Genomic DNA, 17,875 nt, shown 5'->3' with positions numbered 1-17,875 from the left:
GTAACATAGCAATAACAGCCCCTTTCATAGGGGCTGTCTTTCCTTTAAATTTAACGCCTTACATTTTTTCATTTAGCTGTTGAGAACTTTTTTATGGTAAAGCCTTGGTATAAACAATTTTGGCCGTGGTTCCTAATCATCCTTCCTCTTACTGTCGTAGTTTGGACTGTGATTACTGTGGTCGTTTTCTCGAACAACTCTGTTTCTTTAGTCGCTGAGGATTACTATAAAAAAGGCAAAGGCATTAATATCGATATTAGTAAAATGAATGTCGCTCGTGACCTAGGTCTTAACGCTGAGATTTCCTCTGAAAATAACAATGTTGTGATTGTTTTCGCTAAAGGGAAGCTACCTCATTACCCTGCTCTAACGGCCACTTTCACTCATCGTACTCTTCCTGATCGTGACTTCACAAAGCTTGTAACAGCGGATGCATCTGGTAATTACCGACTAAAAGCTGAGGAATCTATTCAAGGGCCATGGTTTGTTGAACTACAACCACACGACAAGCAATGGATGATCCAAGGTAAAGTTGAGTTTCCTGCCTCTTCAACACCGTTAATGAAGTAAGCATATGTGTAAATCCTGTTATCACTGCGGTGAAGATGTACCAGCCAACACGGATTTCAAAGTAGAAATATTGGGTGAAATTCGCGACATGTGTTGTCCGGGCTGCGAAACTGTGGCGCAGACTATTGTCGATAGTGGTCTTGTCTCATATTACCAATACCGCACTGCGCCTGCAGAAAAGGCAGATCTAGTACCAGAGCAACTCCAAGCTTTAATTCATTATGACAATGCGGATGTACAATCTGAATTCGTACGAAATCGCGAAAATGTTTCTGAAGTAACCCTTTCTTTGGAAGGCGTTTCATGTGCCGCTTGTGCGTGGTTAATCGAAAAGCAAGTTTCTAATACGGCCGGGTTGGTATCTATCCGTGTTAATACAACCACCAATCGAGCGTTACTAGCCTGGGATAAAACTCAGGTACGGTTAAGCGAGCTCCTTTCCGTTATACATAAACTTGGTTACAAAGCTGCACCTTTTGAAGCAGATAAGCAAGAAGCCTCTTACCATCGAATGATGAAGCAATATCTATATCGGCTAGGTATTGCAGGTTTAGCAACCATGCAGGTCATGATGCTCGCCGTTGCACTGTATCTCGAAGTCTTTGGTGATTTAGAGCCAGAGTTTAAAAGTTACTTTCGTTGGGTAAGTTTGATTTTTGCTACTCCTGTTTTGCTTTATTCCGCTCTTCCATTTTACTTAAACGCATGGCGCAGTATCAAAGGCCGAACCCTTGGTATGGATGTCCCGGTTTCTATCGCGTTGATCTTTGCCTATGTTGCAAGTTTAGTTGCAACAGTAACTGAACAAGGCGAAGTCTTCTTTGAATCTATCTCGATGTTTACCTTCTTTTTGTTAGTAGGTCGATTCTTAGAGATGCGCGCTCGTCGCAAAGCTGCTGCAGCGAGTGGTAACCTTCTTAAGTTGATTCCTGCAATTGCTACAACGCTGGACGGTGATCAGATACCCGTGAAGACGCTAAAAGTTGGCGATCGCATTCGCGTTCTACCTGGTGAACATATCCCCGCTGACGGTAAAGTTATTTCAGGCCGTATTCATATTGATGAATCCATGCTAACGGGCGAGTCAGTGCACGTTGTGAAACGAGAAGGCGATATTGTTTATGCAGGAACGCTAAACGGAGACGAATCATTTGAACTTGAGGTAGTAAGCTCAAAGGCCGATTCAATGATTTCTAACATCGTGCGTTTACAAGATGAAGCTCAACACTCCAAACCTAAAATTGCGGAAATTGCAGACATTGTCGCCCGTTACTTTGTTGGTGTGATTCTTATCATCTCTGCTGGTACTTGGTTTTACTGGCATCAAACAAAACCAGATGATGCGTTTTGGATCATGCTGTCTGTGTTAGTTGCTACATGCCCATGTGCGCTATCTCTGGCCACTCCGACCGCTCTCACTTGTGCTACCTCTAGAATGGGTAATTTTGGCATTTTGCTTCGTAAAGGCCATGTGTTTGAGACACTATGTAAGATCAACCACTTAGTTGTAGATAAAACAGGCACTCTAACGAAAGGTGATATTGAGATCTGTGAAACAAAGGTACTTAGTGATCTCCCACAGAAAGATTGTCTATCACTAGCTGCAGCTTTAGAGGCTCATGCAAACCACCCTATCGCTCGTTCTTTTGCAACTTACACCAATGATGACTTTATCGTGTCTGACGTGCAAAACGTGATTGGTTCAGGGATTGAGGGTATGTGGAATGGCAAAATCGTTAAGATAGGTAGTGCTGCTTTTGTTCAAGGCAAAGAAAGTGGTGAAAGCCAGGCGGTCTATCTGTCGGTTGATGGCAAGCATGTCGCTAGCTTTTACTACCGCGACCCTATCCGAAAAGAAAGCAAAGCCTTTATTCAACGTTTTGCTGACGCTGGAATTAAGACAACCCTGCTAACTGGTGATTCTCTCTCAAACGCCCAACCAGTGGCGAATGAAATTGGTATCGATCACATCGTCGCGTCAGCAAAGCCAGAAGATAAGCTTGCATACCTTAAGAGCTTGGACGAAAACAGTATCACTATGATGGTTGGTGATGGAATCAATGACGCGCCGACTCTCGCCGGAGCTCACCTTTCTGTCGCAATGGGTGGTGGTACAGATGTCGCTAAAGCTTCTGCTGATATGACGTTACTTGGGGATAATCTCGAAAAGCTACTAGAAGCACGTTTGCTTGCACTGCGTACAAGAAAGATTATTCGAGAAAACTTGGCTTGGTCTTTGGGTTACAACCTGTTAATTTTGCCTTTGGCGGTCGCAGGTTTAGTGGCTCCCTACATTGCAGTAGTTGGCATGTCTGCAAGCTCAATTATCGTTGTATCTAACTCTTTGCGCCTGCTCAAAGAGAAATAAGTAGAGAAAGCAAACATGGAAAGTCTTTATATATTGATTCCCATCGCTATCGTTCTCGTTTGTGTTGCTGTCGCAGTTTTTCTTTGGGCGGTAAGAAGCGATCAGTTTGAAGATCTTGAACGGCAAGGGCACAACATTCTTCTCGACGAAGAAGACCAATCTAATAGTGATAAAAAGTAGCGACTTTATGACTCCTGATTTTATCGGTGCGTTGATGATCGGCTTAGTAGGAGCCGGTCATTGTATGGGTATGTGTGGTGGTATCGCGTCTCTGCTTACCATGGGCTCTTCTGCTAAAAATAAAACTACCCCTCTTATCCCCCTCTTCTACAACCTCGGACGATTGATCAGTTATACCTTAATAGGAGCATTAGTCGGTGGTGCTATATCAGGTTTATCTGAACTTAGTGGGTTAACGCACTCTCTTGCTTGGTTAAGGCTGATTGCGGCGTTATTCATGATTCTGGTCGCGCTGTATATTGCTAAATGGTGGCAAGGCTTACTTTTAATAGAAAAGCTAGGGCAGTATCTCTGGCGCTTTATCTCGCCGGCAGGGAAGAGTTTGTTGCCATTAAAGCATCCTCTTCACGCGCTGCCATTTGGCTTTATTTGGGGTTGGTTACCATGTGGCTTAGTTTATTCAGCGCTTACTTGGTCGGCGGTTTCTGGTAGTGCGATCAACGGCGGCCTAATTATGCTTGCGTTTGGGCTCGGAACGCTACCTGCAATGCTTATTATTGGATATGGTGCCAATCATTTTCAGAAATTACAAAAATCATTAATATTTAGAAATATTTCAGCATTAATCCTTATTGGGTATGGTTCGTATACCGCTATAGGAGCCTTAGCGTTACTCGGTTTCATATAACGATAAACTCTATTGAGGTGACATTTTTGCTACCCTTTAGGATTAAGCGATGCTAAAATATTGATGTATATCAAATAGTGAAAGGTTGTTATGATTTCTGAAAAACCTGCAACAAAGCGTATCCAATCAGGCGGTTGCGCCATTCATTGCCAAGATTGTAGCATTAGTCAACTGTGTATCCCGTTCACTCTAAATGAGGCAGAACTCGACCAGCTTGACCAAATCATCGAACGTAAGAAGCCTATTCAAAAAGGACAAGAGCTTTTTAAGGCTGGTGATGAGCTAAAATCGCTATACGCTATCCGCTCTGGTACCATCAAGAGCTATACGATCACAGAGCAAGGTGATGAGCAAATCACAGCGTTTCACTTAGCTGGAGACTTAGTCGGTTTCGATGCTATCACTGGTGACTCCCACCCTAGCTTTGCTCAAGCACTCGAAACGTCGATGGTATGTGAAATCCCATACGAAATTTTAGACGATCTATCGGGTAAGATGCCTAAGCTTCGCCAGCAAATCATGCGTTTGATGAGTAACGAAATTAAAGGTGATCAGGAAATGATTTTGCTTCTTTCTAAAAAGAATGCAGAAGAGCGACTAGCTGCTTTCCTTTACAACCTATCAACGCGTTTTTCTCAGCGTGGCTTCAGCCCTAGAGAGTTTCGTTTAACTATGACTCGTGGTGATATTGGCAACTACCTTGGTCTTACAGTCGAAACGATCAGTCGTTTGTTAGGTCGTTTCCAGAAATCAGAGATCCTAAGCGTAAAAGGTAAATATATCACTATCTTAGACCACGATGCATTGATGGAACTTGCTGGTGTAACTAAAGAATAATACACCCTAATTATTGATGTAGCTCGAAAATGAGCTACATCATATTTCTCATAAATTCCTTTCGAAAGTCCTCAAAAAGTTCTCCAAACTAAGCTACAGTAAAAATGTACGGTGAGTACTCCAAAATACTGATTTAATTTACATTCAGTATCTGGTTTTGCAATAGAAGTGGGCTTAGTTATGAGTATATACAGTAAGATCCTTGTTGTAGCTGACATCAATAATGATGAGCAGCCCGCACTTGCAAGAGCTGTTCAATTAGCTCAGAAAAGTGTATCTAGAAGCCGAATCACTTTCTTTTTATCCATTTACGATTTCTCGTATGACATGACGTCAATGCTGTCAGTGGATGAAAGAGATGCTATGCGTCGAGGTGTCATTCATCAGCGTGAGCAGTGGATGCGTAAAATTGCTCAACCATACCTAAACGATGGCTTCGACTTTGATGCTTGTGTTGTCTGGCACAACCGCCCTTATGAGGCGATTATTGCTGAAGTCTACGCAGGCAATCATGACCTAGTCATCAAAGGCACACGTAAGCATGATGTTTTAGAGTCTGTCATTTTCACACCGACAGATTGGCACTTGTTGCGAAAATGCCCTATTCCAGTGCTTCTTATTAAGAATGCTGCTTGGCCGGAACAAGCAAGTATCCTTGCCTCAGTACATGTGGGCTCAGAAAACCCGACTCATATTGATCTCAACGATACGATGGTCGAGCGATTAAAAGAAATCACCACTCGGCTTGAGGCCAAGCCATATCTTGTTAACGCCTACCCCGTTACACCGGCGAACATTACGATTGAACTTCCTGAATTTGACCCAACGACTTATACCGATGCGGTGCGAGGTCATCATTTAACGGCTATGAAAGCACTACGCCAAAAACATGGTCTTGATGAAGAACAAACGATAGTTGAGCAAGGTTTACCTGAAGATGTCATTCCGGCAGCTGCAGAGCGCTTAAATGCTGCAATGGTTATTTTAGGTACTACAGGGCGAACTGGGCTTTCTGCTGTCTTTATTGGTAATACAGCGGAGCACGTAATTGATAAAATAAATTGCGATGTGTTGGCTCTAAAACCAAAAGGTTACATTAGTCCTCTCGATCCAAATACAGCAACCTAATCTCTCCTTAGTATTGCTATGTATTGAGCGCGCTAATAAATCCCCCGAATACAGGGGGATTTTTGGTTTCAGCCCTAAACCACCTACTTCAGTAGGTGGTTATCATCCGTTTCGGCTTTGCCTGTAAAACTACTCATGCTAAATGCGTCTTTGATTTTTCCAGAAGTCAAAGAGGACAAATAACATGAGTAGATACAATCAAGCTTCCCACGTATTTTGGCGTTGTCAATACCATATAGTGTGGACGCCAAAGTATCGATTTAGGATCTTGAAGAACAATATAGGTAAAGAAGTTTATCGATGTATTTATGTTTACTGTAATCAACTTGGATGTGAAGTCGTAGAGCTAAACGTACAAGTTGACCACGTACATTTAGTTGTAAAGGTCCCACCAAAGCTTTCGATATCCAAGTTGATGGGGGTATTGAAAGGCAAAATAGCCTTAAAGCTATTTAGCAAGTTTCCTCACCTTAGGAAGAACAGGCTTTGGGGTAATCACTTTTGGCAAAGAGGCTATTTTGTCGATAGTGTTGGAATCAATGAAGAAATAATACGCCGATATGTAAGACATCAAGAGAAGCAAGAGCGAGTAGAGCAGCAGCAATTGGCGCTGGACTAAACAAAGGCCCCCTTTTAGGGGGCTCACACAAAGCCACCTTCTTTAGAAGGTGGTAATTTACTTGGGAACAGTTAAAGCGTTGGGTACAAAAAAGGAGGTCTAATTGACCTCCTTTTTTACGAGTTAGATGTTCGTAACATCGATGAACATCGATTCATCAATATTCGTCGAAGAAACGACAGCCTCATTAAATTCATACTCTTCGCGGTTACCTTCACGTTCTAGCGGTAAGTTAACAAAGTCGAACAATTCGCGGTCTGCTAGTTGGCTTGGGCTTACGTTTTGAATTGATTTAAAAATTGCTTCCACACGCCCTGGCGTCTTCTTATCCCATTCAATCAACATTGCTTTTATAGATTGACGCTGAAGGTTCTCTTGAGAGCCACAAAGGTTACACGGAATTATTGGGAAATCCTTGTTCTCAGCGTATTTGATCAAATCTTTTTCACGACAGTAAGTCAATGGACGAATGACCACGTTACGGCCATCATCAGAGCGTAGCTTTGGTGGCATCGCTTTAAGGCGAGAGCCGTGGAACATATTCAAGAACATTGTTTCGACGATGTCATCCATGTGATGACCTAGCGCAAGCTTAGTTGCACCAATTTTCTCTGCAAATGAATACAGCGTACCACGTCGCAGGCGTGAACACAGACCACAAGTGGTTTTGCCTTCTGGTACCTTCTCTTTTACGACGGAATACGTGTCCTTATCGACGATATAGTAAGGGATATTCAGTGTTTCGAAATACTCTGGCAGAATGTGCTCAGGGAAGCCCGGTTGTTTTTGGTCTAGGTTTACCGCAACCACTTCAAATTTGATCGGTGCGGCTTTTTGAAGATTCAGCAGGATATCAAGCATCGCGAATGAATCTTTACCACCGCTAATACATGCCATTACAACATCGCCTTCTTCGATCATGTTGTAATCAGTAATGGCATTTCCAACATGTCTTCTTAGGCGTTTCTGAAGCTTGTTGAATTCTAGGGTTTCTTTTCTTGTATCTATTTGGTTCATTGCGGGCTCTCACATCGCCGATAAATCGACTAGGACTTCCTAACATGGGTTTCTTTGGGGCGTGGATTATACGAGCTTTTTACGCAGGATTAAATGTTTGTCTTATTGAGTCTTTAAGAAAAGAGTGTGAAAGATACTTTAGTTACGGTCAAAATTAAAAAAGAGCTGCGATTGCAGCCCTTTCTAAACGTTCAGTGTTCATTTCTTTGCGTTAGGTAGATAAGGTAACACTCGCATCGTCGGTTCTGGTAGTGTCATTGTGCCACCTTGCCCTATTTCACTTAGTGCGACTTGTATCTTGCCATTGACAATTGGCTTTTCGGTTCCGTTTGAGAAAATCACTTTATCATTCAGTTGATTTGCAAACTCCATCGTCACACCTTGAACCTCCGGTGTAAACCAACCCGCAAACATACCGCCTAAATCTTCCAGCATCGTCTGCATTTGAGGTAGAAGAGGCTTAAGTTGGTCGTAAGAAACGTTACCCTGTAATGGTTCTTTGGTCATCACGACAAGTGAGTAATCGCAACGTGTATCTTTTGGGGTATCGACAAAAACCAACGGATTTGCTGACTTTAAGTTTTTATCAACTGGTAAAGGCAACTCTTGTGAAGCAGGGATAACAAACTCTTCATAGTGCTCTTCTTTTTCCATCCAAGCTTTTTCTATCGTACAAATTTGCTTAGTTTTTGCGTCCACAAAAAAGACACCAACTTTCACATCGTCATGCCCTTCTTTATTGTTGTTTTTTAGTTGAGTGTATAACTTTGAGTACGTGAACATGTACTCTTGAGCTTGGGTTATCGGCGATACAAGAATTAGCGCCGCACTTCCCAATAGACTTAGGCTTAACTTTTTCATTTTATCCGTTATTTTATTGCGTCCAGTAGGCGTTGTTATGACGAATCATAGCGCGAAGATCGTGTACATAGGCGATGCCACGTTCAGAATAGGCTAGCAACCCATGCGTTAACTCTGACGCGGTTGCAACCGTTAACAAGCCCTTGTTCTTTTCAGCCAGAGATGTTCTGATTTCACGCAGGTCTGCATACGCTGGGTTTCGATTAACATTCATAAAGTAGCCATGAACAGACTGTTGTACAGAATCGAATTTTTCAACTTCATGAACTTTGTTAGCGCCACGTTGCGCTGGAACAATTCCACAGCCCTTTTTATAACACCATTGGCCGAACAAGTTGTTTGCTTGAGTAGCAAAACGAGAAGTGCCCCACGCAGATTCATTTGCCGCTTGAGTTAGAACCAACGCTTCTGGTAAGACGTTCACTCTCACAAGCATCTCGTCTAGCCATGCTTGATCAATCTTATCGTTACTCAAGGGCAACGAATACAGAGATGATAACCGCTGAGCATACTCTTGTTGTTCTTGCGTCACTTGTCCCACCTTTAAAGAGGTAAGAAAGGCCCGCTCATGACGAATTCGTTGATTCTCAAGAGCAATTTTAGGCCTTAAAAAATCAAAAAAAGCAGCTTTTTTCTCTTTCGTATCTTTTATTGAATTGAAGTCTGGGATATCACCGATGTATGGCAAGTGTGATAAATCGACATGCTTAATCTTGCCAGAGAGTACGTCAGGATTTTCCACATATTTAAACTGTTTCTCGTAGTGTAAATATGGGCCTATAGAAATGAAAGTGGCGGCTATACAGGTTGCCGCCACTCGTAAACTTATTGATTTCAAAGAATTAGGCATCAAACACCTGTGAGTTACCATCGTGATCATTATCGTTTTTCTGTGTTGTAACGATCTTAAGCTTAATTCCAAACATTTCGCGGTAGAGTATGCCTTTCAAATGGAAGAAGAATGGCAGCACAAAAATCAAGCCAATACCGTAGAACATTGCTGCAATAATAAACATTAACATCACGCCTAAGTAAAGCCCCGCGACCACAAAAATCTTCTTGTTGATTGCGCGAAGTGATAACAGCAACGCTTGCATTGGTGGCACCCTTTTCTCACAAATCAACAAAATAGAGTGACTAAATGCCAAGGAAAGATACAGCGACAGTAAAGGAAAAATCATACCAACCACACCTTGTAGCATTAAGCTCATGAGCGTTGCTAGGATAACAGGAATGGTGAACTGCAACCCCTTTCCAACATGGCGCAACTTAGTCTTTAAGCCAGCGACATGACTCATAGCCATCAAACTTATCCCCGCATAAATTGGGGCGCTAATCACCTCATAACTGAAATTCGCGACATAAATAGAAGACACAATATCGTTTGTGAACGACTCTGGGTTCTCAAACGCATCAAGAATAACGGTCAAATCGCCCAACTGCAGTTTTAATGCAATATAGAAAATACCTAACTGGACAAAAAGCAATACAATAATGGCAGGAGAAAATGATAAAAAGTGCTGGATGGTTGCTCGCCAAGCTTCGTTAAAAACCGCGCCAGCTTTAAGCTCGTAGTTGCCAGACAAAGCTCGCTCTACACTCCCCCCAAGATTGAAATCTTTCTCAAAATCGTCGTTCATAGTTTATCCAAGACTAACTTGTAAAATTTTGACTGGAATTCCAGTCAATTAATGTAATCGTCATTATAAAGAAATCTTTCCACATCTAACATCACAACTCACCTACAATCCTTGCAATCTCAACTGTATGGTTGATAATTGACCACTTTCAAGGTCATGAAATTGAAACAATTGTTGAACAAAGTTTAGTGCTATCAAACTGTGTCTAGATGCCAATTAATCTCATAAAAACAGTATGGTAAGGAATGATGGCTTTTTCCTGCAAAATTATTTCTGTTTCAAGATAAGAAAATGCTTTAATTTCACACTTTTGGTGATTATGATGCGCGCCTCAAAAGTGAATGGTTAGTGTCACATCAGCTGGGATAATCCCGGCTTGAACGTGGGGGAAATACAGACGTTGAACGCAAAACCGCAAGCAGGAAAGCCAGTTATTCGTTTATCTGGTATTAGTAAAAGTTTCGATGGTAAGGAAATCATCGGTAATTTAAATCTGGATGTTAATCATGGTGAATTTCTGACGATTCTCGGGCCTTCTGGTTGTGGTAAGACAACAGTTTTACGCATGATTGCAGGTTTTGAAACGGCAGATAACGGTCAAATTATTTTGGATGACCAGGATGTAACACAGGTTCCTGCAGAGCAAAGGCACGTCAACACGGTATTTCAAAGTTACGCATTGTTTCCACACATGACCGTATATGAGAATGTCGCTTTTGGCCTTCGTATGCAGAAAACGCCTACTGCGGACATTGAACCACGAGTAATGGAAGCGCTACGCATGGTGCGCCTAGAAAAAATGGCACAGCGTAAGCCTCATCAGCTTTCTGGTGGTCAGCAACAACGTATCGCCATTGCGCGTGCGGTTGTTAACAAACCAAAAGTACTGCTGCTAGATGAATCTCTATCGGCACTTGATTACAAACTGCGTAAGCAAATGCAAATCGAGCTTAAACAGCTTCAGCGTCAACTTGGTATTACCTTTATCTTCGTTACGCACGATCAGGAAGAAGCCCTATCGATGTCTGACCGCATTATTGTAATGCGCGATGGTGTTATCGAGCAGGATGGTTCTCCACGTGAGATTTACGAAGAGCCGAAGAACCTATTTGTTGCTCGCTTTATCGGTGAGATCAACGTATTCAACGCAACCATGCTAGAGCGTATCGACGAGAAACGTATCCGTGCAGAAATCGAAGGTGTCGAATCTGTTGTTTACTACGATCAGGAAGCGCAAGCAGGTGAAAAACTGCAAGTACTACTTCGCCCAGAAGACTTACGTATCGAAGAGATCAAAGAGTCTGAAGAAAAAGGCATCGTAGGTCACGTAACAGAGCGTACCTATAAAGGTATGACGCTTGATTCAGTTATCCAATTGGATTCGGGCATGCGTGTAATGGTTAGCGAATTCTTTAACGAAGATGATCCTGATGTGGACCACTCACTTGGCCAGAAAGTCGCTATCACTTGGGTTGAGAGCTGGGAGGTAGTCCTCAATGATAAGCAAGAAGATTAATCTTCAAAACGCGATCATTACCTTAATCGTCGGTTGGTTAACACTTTTCGTGTTGGTACCAAATGTGATGATTATCGGTACGAGTTTCTTAACGCGTGATGAAGCAAACTTAATCGAAATGACATTTACTTTCGACAACTACTTACGTCTACTCGACCCCTTGTATGCGAAAGTGCTGATGCACTCGTTCTACATGGCGATCGTGGCGACGTTGTTGTGTTTAGTAATTGGTTACCCATTTGCTTACATCATAGCGAAAATGCCAGAGAAATGGCGCCCATTCATGTTGTTCTTAGTTATCGTACCTTTTTGGACAAACTCTCTTATCCGTACTTACGGCCTGAAGATTGTTCTGGGTACACAAGGTATTTTGAACAAATCATTAATGGCGATGGAAATCATCGATAAGCCATTACGTATTATGTACACCGAAACAGCAGTAATGATTGGTCTTGTGTACATCCTGCTTCCATTTATGATTCTGCCGCTTTACTCGGCAATCGAGAAGTTGGACAACACTTATATCGAGGCGGCGAAAGATCTTGGTGCGAACAAGTTCCAAACCATTACGAAAGTGATTCTACCTCTGACAATGCCTGGCATTATCGGTGGTTGTTTGTTGGTTCTGCTACCAGCACTAGGTATGTTCTACATCTCTGACCTTCTTGGTGGTGCGAAGAACCTACTGATTGGTAACGTTATTAAGAGCCAAGTATTGAACGCTCGTGACTGGCCATTTGGTGCTGCGACCAGTATCGCCCTCACCTTCGCAATGGCTGTGATGCTTTACGCTTACTACAGAGCAGGCAAACTATTGAATAAGAAAGTGGAGCTAGACTAATGGGACGCACAGTTAGATTTAGCTTTATGGCGCTGGTGTATGCATTTTTGTATCTGCCAATCATCGTCTTAATTGTTAACTCATTTAATGCCAACAAATTTGGTATGAAATGGGGTGGTTTCACCACGAAATGGTACGAAACCTTAGTAAATAACGACAGCCTAATGCAAGCTGCATGGCATTCATTGAACGTAGCGGTATTCTCAGCGACAGCAGCAACCATCATTGGTAGCTTAACGGCCGTTGCCCTATTCCGTTACTCGTTCAAAGGTAAAGGTGCGGTAAACGGCATGCTGTTTGTCGTGATGATGTCTCCCGATATTGTAATGGCGATTTCATTACTTGCTCTGTTCCTAGTATTAGGCGCACAGCTTGGCTTCTTTACACTATTGATTGCTCACATCACCTTTTGTCTACCATTCGTTGTGGTAACTGTATACAGCCGCTTAAATGGCTTTGATGTGAAAATGTTGGAAGCAGCAAAAGACCTTGGTGCAAGCGAGTGGGTTATCTTGAAACAGATCATCCTTCCTCTCGCTAAACCAGCGGTTGCCGCAGGTTGGTTATTGAGCTTTACCCTGTCTTTGGACGATGTGATCATCAGCTCGTTTGTAACGGGTCCAACATACGAAATCTTGCCATTGAAGATTTACTCCATGGTTAAGGTGGGCATTTCACCGGAAGTGAACGCCCTAGCAACGGTGATGTTGATTGTTTCTTTGGTCTTGGTAGTAATTTCTCAGTTGCTAGCAAGAGAAAAAGTGAAGTAGAATCCGCACCTGTTAACATCACGAAACAGAATGGTTACATGCCATTCTGTTTTTCTATCTATCGTCCAAAATTGGACAACGTTTGGTTTGGAGCTAACGTCAATGAAAAAATGGGCTACTCTATTAGCTGGTAGTGCATGTGCGCTTTCTCTGTTCTCTGGTACAGCGACAGCGGATGATAAAGAACTAGTATTTATGAACTGGGGTCCTTACATCAACAGTAATATCCTAGAGCAATTTACTAAAGAAACTGGCATCAAAGTGATCTACTCGACTTACGAGTCGAACGAAACTTTGTATGCAAAGCTAAAAACCCATAACCAAGGTTATGACCTAGTAGTACCTTCAACGTACTTCGTGGCGAAGATGCGTGACGAAGGCATGCTACAAAAGATCGATAAGACTAAGCTGAAAAACTTCGGCAACCTAGATAAAAACTACCTAGACAAGCCTTACGATCCAAGTAACGACTACTCTATCCCACACGTTGTTGCGATTACAGGCCTAGCGGTTAACGCAGATATGTACGATCCAAACGACTTCCATAGCTGGGCTGACCTATGGAAGCCTGAGCTTGAAGGTCAAGTAATGTTGATGGACGACACTCGTGAAGTGTTCCATATCGCTCTGCGTAAACTTGGCTACTCAGGTAACTCAAAAGACCCTAAGCAAATCGATGAAGCGTACGCTGAGCTACAAAAGTTGATGCCTAACGTTTTAGTTTTCAACTCTGACAACCCTGGCGCACCTTACATGTCTGGTGAAGTGGGCGTTGGTATGCTTTGGAACGGTAGCGCCGCAGCGGCACAAAGTGAAGGCCTGAACCTTAAACTCGTTTTTCCTAAAGAAGGCGGTATCGGCTGGGTTGATAACTTCGCTATCTCTTCCGGTGCGAAGAACGTAGAAGCCGCTCACAAGATGATTGACTTCCTACTGCGCCCAGAAATCGCAGAGCAAATCTCTCGTGATACTGGCTACCTAACGGCGGTGGAAGAATCGAATGCTAAGTTTAAAGACGTTGCCCCACTGTTCCCTTCTCAAGAAGACCTTGACCGCGTTGAATGGCAAGATGCGGTTGGTGATCTAACCGTTAAGTACGAAGATTATTTCCTCAAGCTGAAAGCGGGACAATAATCTAGCTTGTGTAACAAGTCATCAACCACAGGAAAATAGGCAGCAATACGCTGCCTATTTTTGTCTTAGGCTGATATAATCGCGCGTTGCTAGGTTTATTTGTCTTGGTATCATAGATTTATCGTCTCATAACAAGGAGACAACGATATTCAAGCTAAATGAACATATTTGTGCTTACTGCGATTTGGCTCAAATTGATAACTCCAACTAGTATTGATTTGTCCAATCGCGAAACAAAACGGAAAACAAATGAAAAGTAAATTCTACGCAAGCGCTCTATGTGCAGCGACGCTCATCGCTACCCCTGCAATGGCTGCTGATCAAGAACTGTATTTCTACAACTGGTCGGAATACATTCCAAACGAAGTTCTTGAAGACTTTACAAAAGAAACTGGAATCAAAGTTATTTACTCTACATACGAATCTAACGAGAGTATGTATGCAAAACTAAAAACTCAAGGTTCTGGTTACGACTTGGTAGTACCGTCTACCTATTTCGTCTCTAAAATGCGTAAAGAAGGCATGCTACAACAGATCGACAAAGAGAAATTATCTCATTTTGCCGATCTTGATACTAACTTCCTAAACAAACCGTTCGATCCGAACAACAACTACTCTATCCCATACATTTGGGGTGCGACCGGTATTGGTATCAATGCTGACATGCTAGACAAGTCATCGGTTTCTAAATGGGATGATTTCTGGGATAGCAAGTGGGAAGGTCAACTAATGCTGATGGATGATTCTCGCGAAGTATTCCACATTGCATTGACTAAGCTTGGTTACTCACCAAACACGACTAACCCAGAAGAAATCAAAGCCGCTTACGAAGAACTGAAAAAGCTAATGCCAAACGTATTAGTATTTAACTCAGATTTTCCTGCAAACCCTTACCTTGCGGGTGAAGTTTCACTAGGCATGCTTTGGAACGGTTCTGCATACATGGCTCGTCAAGAAGGCGCGAACATCGACATCATCTGGCCAGAAAAAGGCACTATCTTCTGGATGGACAGCCTAGCAATTCCAGCTGGTGCGAAGAACGTTGATGCGGCTCATAAGATGATTGACTTCTTACTGCGCCCTGAGAACGCAGCTAAGATTGCACTTGAGATTGGTTATCCTACGCCAGTTAAAACGGCACACGATCTGCTACCGAAAGAATTTGCTAATGATCCAAGCATCTTCCCACCACAAGAAGTGATGGACAGCGGTACTTGGCAAGATGAAGTTGGCGAAGCGAGCGTAATGTACGATGAGTACTTCCAAAAGCTAAAAGTGAACAACTAATTCGTTAGTTTTAAAGATATGAAAAAGCGGCTCATGAGCCGCTTTTTTGTTCTTAATGACAAGACAAAAACTCTTCCTGTTGAAGTTATTACGCTCTTTCTTTTCCTTCTAGAGCCAGTATCTCGTCAACTAATTTTGGAACCTCAACGCTTGCTTTTCCGTAGCGTTTTTCCTCAAATTCACTTTCTACCGCACTAGGTTCTAGGTTAATTTCAATGGTATGTGCGCCGTGCATTTTTGCATCATGAACAAAACCTGCTGCGGGATACACAACGCCAGAAGTCCCAATAGAAATAAACAAATCTGCTTCTTCTAATGACGCGTAGATATCCCCCATTCGCAATGGCATTTCACCAAACCAAACAATATGTGGTCGCATTTGTGAAGGGATCTGACAACAGTGACAAAGCTCGCCGGTCTTAATGTCCTCATTGTGCTCTACTACTTGGTTAGATTCACTACAGCGGGCCTTGAGCAACTCACCATGCATGTGAATCACATTCTGACTGCCGCCTCGTTCGTGAAGGTTGTCTATATTTTGAGTGATGACCGTCACTTTACCTTCTAACTCAGCCTCTAAACGACCCAATGCTTCATGCGCTGCATTAGGCTTTATCGCATTATCTTGAAGTTTCTTGCGGCGTTGGTTGTAAAAATCTTGAACAAGGTCCGGATCGCGAGCAAACCCTTCAGGCGTTGCTACATCTTCGATACGGTGATTCTCCCATAGGCCATCTTGCGCACGAAATGTTTGAATACCAGATTCGGCCGAGATACCTGCACCAGTAAGTACTACAATATTTCTATAAGGGAAATTCATAACTCATCCTTGCTGTTTTTTCATTAGCTTAACACTGAAAGAATAGCAACAGTAGTAATATGGATTAGACCATAGTCGTAATGGTCACTATTAGAATTACAATTTAAGAGGAACAGCAATGAGACAAGTATCTCTAACGTTTACATTGCTTCTGACTTTGGCAGGCTGTCAACTTACCAATGTTGAAGGCGAAGTCGATGATGTAAAGGTGAGAGTCAGCACCAATGATGATGACCATCGAGGTAATGGTAATTTCTGTCCTCCGGGCCAAGCCAAGAAAGACAATTGCTAAAAGAGCGGCTTTATGCCGCTCCCATATTGGCCTCAATCCTCGTTGGTCGAAGATATTTTATGAATGGCTAGGTCAGCGCCATTGAATTCGTCTTCTTCTGAAAGCCTCAGTCCCATACTGGTATTAATCGCACCGTAGACTACAAGTGCACCAAGCACTGCGATGGAAAGGCCCAAAAGCGTTCCTAGAAGCTGAACGATAATGCTCACGCCACCTAGCCCACCCAATGCGCTTTGACCAAAAATCCCAGCGGCAATACCACCCCAAGCGCCACATACACCGTGTAAAGGCCAGACACCTAGCACATCATCAATCTTGGTTTTGTTTTGTAGGTGGGTAAAAAGATAAACAAATAGCACGCCAGCAATCGCACCTGTCACTAAAGCACCGATAGGATGCATTAAGTCTGAGCCCGCACATACAGCAACCAAGCCAGCTAGTGGGCCGTTATGAATAAAGCCAGGGTCATTCTTACCAGCCAACAGTGACGCGACAATGCCCCCGACCATTGCCATCAATGAGTTCATAGCCACCAAGCCACTTATGCCTGACACAGTTTGAGCTGACATGACGTTGAAGCCAAACCACCCCACACATAAGACCCAAGCTCCCAAAGCCAAAAACGGAATATTCGAAGGTGCAAAGCTGGTGTGCTTTCCTGCTCGAACTCTGCCTTTTCTCATGCCCAAAAACACGACGGCAACAAGCGCTATCCAGCCGCCAACACCATGCACAACGACTGAACCTGCAAAATCGTGGAAGCCATAACCAAAGCTATTTTCAAACCAAGATTGAACGCCAAAGTTTCCGTTCCAGATCATTCCTTCAAATAGTGGGTATACAATACCGACAGTGAAAAATGTTGCGATTAAAATCGGATAAAAACGAGCTCGTTCTGCGATACCACCTGAAACAATAGCGGGAATCGCTGCAGCGAAGGTCAGCAAGAAAAAGAACTTCACTAACTCGTAACCATTGCCTTGAGATAATGTCTCAGCATCAGCGAAGAAGGTGCCGCCATAAGCGACCCAGTATCCAATGAAAAAATACGCGATGGCGGATATACCGAAATCGGCCAAGATTTTAACTAAAGCATTAACTTGGTTCTTTTGGCGCACGGTTCCTACTTCAAGAAAAGCAAAACCAGCATGCATCAAAAAAACCATGATTGCGCCAAGTAGTAAGAAAAGTGTGTCGGAACTTTGCGTGAGAGTTTGTACAGCGCCGTGTACCTGATTGGCAGTTACACTCATTATGATTGTCTCCGTTGATCTGTAGCGCACTTATCCTGTGCATCAAAGTTAGGC

At 42.9% G+C, this 17,875-nt stretch carries 19 protein-coding genes; 13 read left to right on the top strand and 6 right to left on the bottom strand.

Annotated elements, in window-relative coordinates; genetic code table 11:
- Window positions 1–93 precede the first annotated feature (93 nt).
- The 7 genes from N646_RS02865 (at window position 94) to tnpA (ending at window position 6,390) form a co-directional block, all read left to right on the top strand.
- Complete coding sequence (locus tag N646_RS02865) at window positions 94–570, top strand: FixH family protein (protein ID WP_005377489.1); 477 nt, start codon at window positions 94–96, stop codon at window positions 568–570.
- Window positions 571–574: 4 nt separating this feature from the next.
- Window positions 575–2,938 (top strand): heavy metal translocating P-type ATPase, encoded by a 2,364-nt coding sequence (locus N646_RS02860; RefSeq protein ID WP_017821936.1) that lies wholly within the window; start codon window positions 575–577, stop codon window positions 2,936–2,938.
- 15 nt (window positions 2,939–2,953) lie between these two features.
- Window positions 2,954–3,118, top strand: a complete 165-nt coding sequence (ccoS, locus tag N646_RS02855) for a cbb3-type cytochrome oxidase assembly protein CcoS (RefSeq protein WP_005377493.1) — start codon at window positions 2,954–2,956, stop codon at window positions 3,116–3,118.
- Between the two features lie 7 nt (window positions 3,119–3,125).
- Window positions 3,126–3,806, top strand: a complete 681-nt coding sequence (locus N646_RS02850; RefSeq protein WP_017821937.1) for a sulfite exporter TauE/SafE family protein — start codon at window positions 3,126–3,128, stop codon at window positions 3,804–3,806.
- A gap of 90 nt (window positions 3,807–3,896) precedes the next feature.
- Window positions 3,897–4,643 carry an FNR family transcription factor gene (locus N646_RS02845; protein WP_005377497.1) on the top strand — a complete coding sequence of 249 codons (747 nt, stop codon included), beginning with the start codon at window positions 3,897–3,899 and terminating at the stop codon, window positions 4,641–4,643.
- Between the two features lie 180 nt (window positions 4,644–4,823).
- Window positions 4,824–5,771: a universal stress protein UspE gene (uspE, locus tag N646_RS02840; RefSeq protein WP_017821938.1), complete on the top strand. Its 948-nt coding sequence runs from the start codon at window positions 4,824–4,826 to the stop codon at window positions 5,769–5,771.
- A 184-nt stretch (window positions 5,772–5,955) separates the two neighbouring features.
- Window positions 5,956–6,390, top strand: a complete 435-nt coding sequence (gene tnpA / locus N646_RS02835) for an IS200/IS605 family transposase (RefSeq protein WP_017633711.1) — start codon at window positions 5,956–5,958, stop codon at window positions 6,388–6,390.
- Between the two features lie 123 nt (window positions 6,391–6,513).
- Here the strand turns inward: tnpA and ttcA are convergent, their stop codons facing one another.
- The 4 genes from ttcA to N646_RS02815 form a co-directional block, all read right to left on the bottom strand.
- Window positions 6,514–7,407 (bottom strand): tRNA 2-thiocytidine(32) synthetase TtcA, encoded by an 894-nt coding sequence (gene ttcA, locus N646_RS02830; protein ID WP_017821910.1) that lies wholly within the window; start codon window positions 7,405–7,407, stop codon window positions 6,514–6,516.
- A gap of 198 nt (window positions 7,408–7,605) precedes the next feature.
- A complete protein-coding gene (locus tag N646_RS02825) occupies window positions 7,606–8,268 on the bottom strand; it encodes a DUF2987 domain-containing protein (RefSeq protein WP_005389171.1) in 663 nt (220 codons plus the stop codon).
- 13 nt (window positions 8,269–8,281) lie between these two features.
- The gene (locus tag N646_RS02820) at window positions 8,282–9,118 is read right to left on the bottom strand and encodes a glucosaminidase domain-containing protein (RefSeq protein WP_017634900.1); all 837 of its coding nucleotides are present in this window, start codon (window positions 9,116–9,118) and stop codon (window positions 8,282–8,284) included.
- Window positions 9,111–9,908, bottom strand: a complete 798-nt coding sequence (locus N646_RS02815) for a DUF2189 domain-containing protein (RefSeq protein ID WP_005377508.1) — start codon at window positions 9,906–9,908, stop codon at window positions 9,111–9,113. Before N646_RS02815 ends, N646_RS02820 begins: the two co-directional genes overlap by 8 nt.
- 400 nt (window positions 9,909–10,308) lie before the next feature.
- Here N646_RS02815 and potA point away from each other — a divergent pair, with 400 nt between their 5' ends.
- The 5 genes from potA to N646_RS02790 all read left to right on the top strand — a co-directional run bounded on the left by potA (window position 10,309) and on the right by N646_RS02790 (window position 15,456).
- Window positions 10,309–11,424 carry a spermidine/putrescine ABC transporter ATP-binding protein PotA gene (gene potA / locus N646_RS02810; RefSeq protein ID WP_017634901.1) on the top strand — a complete coding sequence of 372 codons (1,116 nt, stop codon included), beginning with the start codon at window positions 10,309–10,311 and terminating at the stop codon, window positions 11,422–11,424.
- Window positions 11,405–12,265, top strand: coding sequence for a spermidine/putrescine ABC transporter permease PotB (potB, locus tag N646_RS02805; RefSeq protein WP_005377512.1), 861 nt, complete (start codon window positions 11,405–11,407; stop codon window positions 12,263–12,265). The genes potA and potB overlap by 20 nt, the downstream gene beginning before the upstream one ends.
- The gene (potC, locus tag N646_RS02800; protein WP_005389180.1) at window positions 12,265–13,035 is read left to right on the top strand and encodes a spermidine/putrescine ABC transporter permease PotC; all 771 of its coding nucleotides are present in this window, start codon (window positions 12,265–12,267) and stop codon (window positions 13,033–13,035) included. Before potB ends, potC begins: the two co-directional genes overlap by 1 nt.
- A gap of 102 nt (window positions 13,036–13,137) precedes the next feature.
- Complete coding sequence (locus N646_RS02795; protein ID WP_017821912.1) at window positions 13,138–14,169, top strand: extracellular solute-binding protein; 1,032 nt, start codon at window positions 13,138–13,140, stop codon at window positions 14,167–14,169.
- A gap of 249 nt (window positions 14,170–14,418) precedes the next feature.
- Window positions 14,419–15,456 carry an extracellular solute-binding protein gene (locus tag N646_RS02790; protein WP_005377521.1) on the top strand — a complete coding sequence of 346 codons (1,038 nt, stop codon included), beginning with the start codon at window positions 14,419–14,421 and terminating at the stop codon, window positions 15,454–15,456.
- A gap of 88 nt (window positions 15,457–15,544) precedes the next feature.
- Here the strand turns inward: N646_RS02790 and cobB are convergent, their stop codons facing one another.
- On the bottom strand, window positions 15,545–16,276 hold the full coding sequence (gene cobB, locus N646_RS02785; protein WP_005377522.1) for a Sir2 family NAD+-dependent deacetylase: 732 nt from the start codon (window positions 16,274–16,276) through the stop codon (window positions 15,545–15,547).
- A 118-nt stretch (window positions 16,277–16,394) separates the two neighbouring features.
- On the opposite strand from cobB, the gene N646_RS24755 reads away from it, so the two are divergent.
- Window positions 16,395–16,568 (top strand): hypothetical protein, encoded by a 174-nt coding sequence (locus N646_RS24755; protein WP_005377524.1) that lies wholly within the window; start codon window positions 16,395–16,397, stop codon window positions 16,566–16,568.
- A 32-nt stretch (window positions 16,569–16,600) separates the two neighbouring features.
- Here the strand turns inward: N646_RS24755 and N646_RS02780 are convergent, their stop codons facing one another.
- On the bottom strand, window positions 16,601–17,821 hold the full coding sequence (locus N646_RS02780; protein WP_017821913.1) for an ammonium transporter: 1,221 nt from the start codon (window positions 17,819–17,821) through the stop codon (window positions 16,601–16,603).
- Between the last annotated feature and the right edge of the window lie 54 nt (window positions 17,822–17,875).

This window comes from Vibrio alginolyticus NBRC 15630 = ATCC 17749, from assembly GCF_000354175.2.
Classification (GTDB): domain Bacteria; phylum Pseudomonadota; class Gammaproteobacteria; order Enterobacterales; family Vibrionaceae; genus Vibrio; species Vibrio alginolyticus.
Note: the sequence above shows the minus strand (reverse complement) of the source record. Positions and strands in the feature narration are given on the sequence as shown.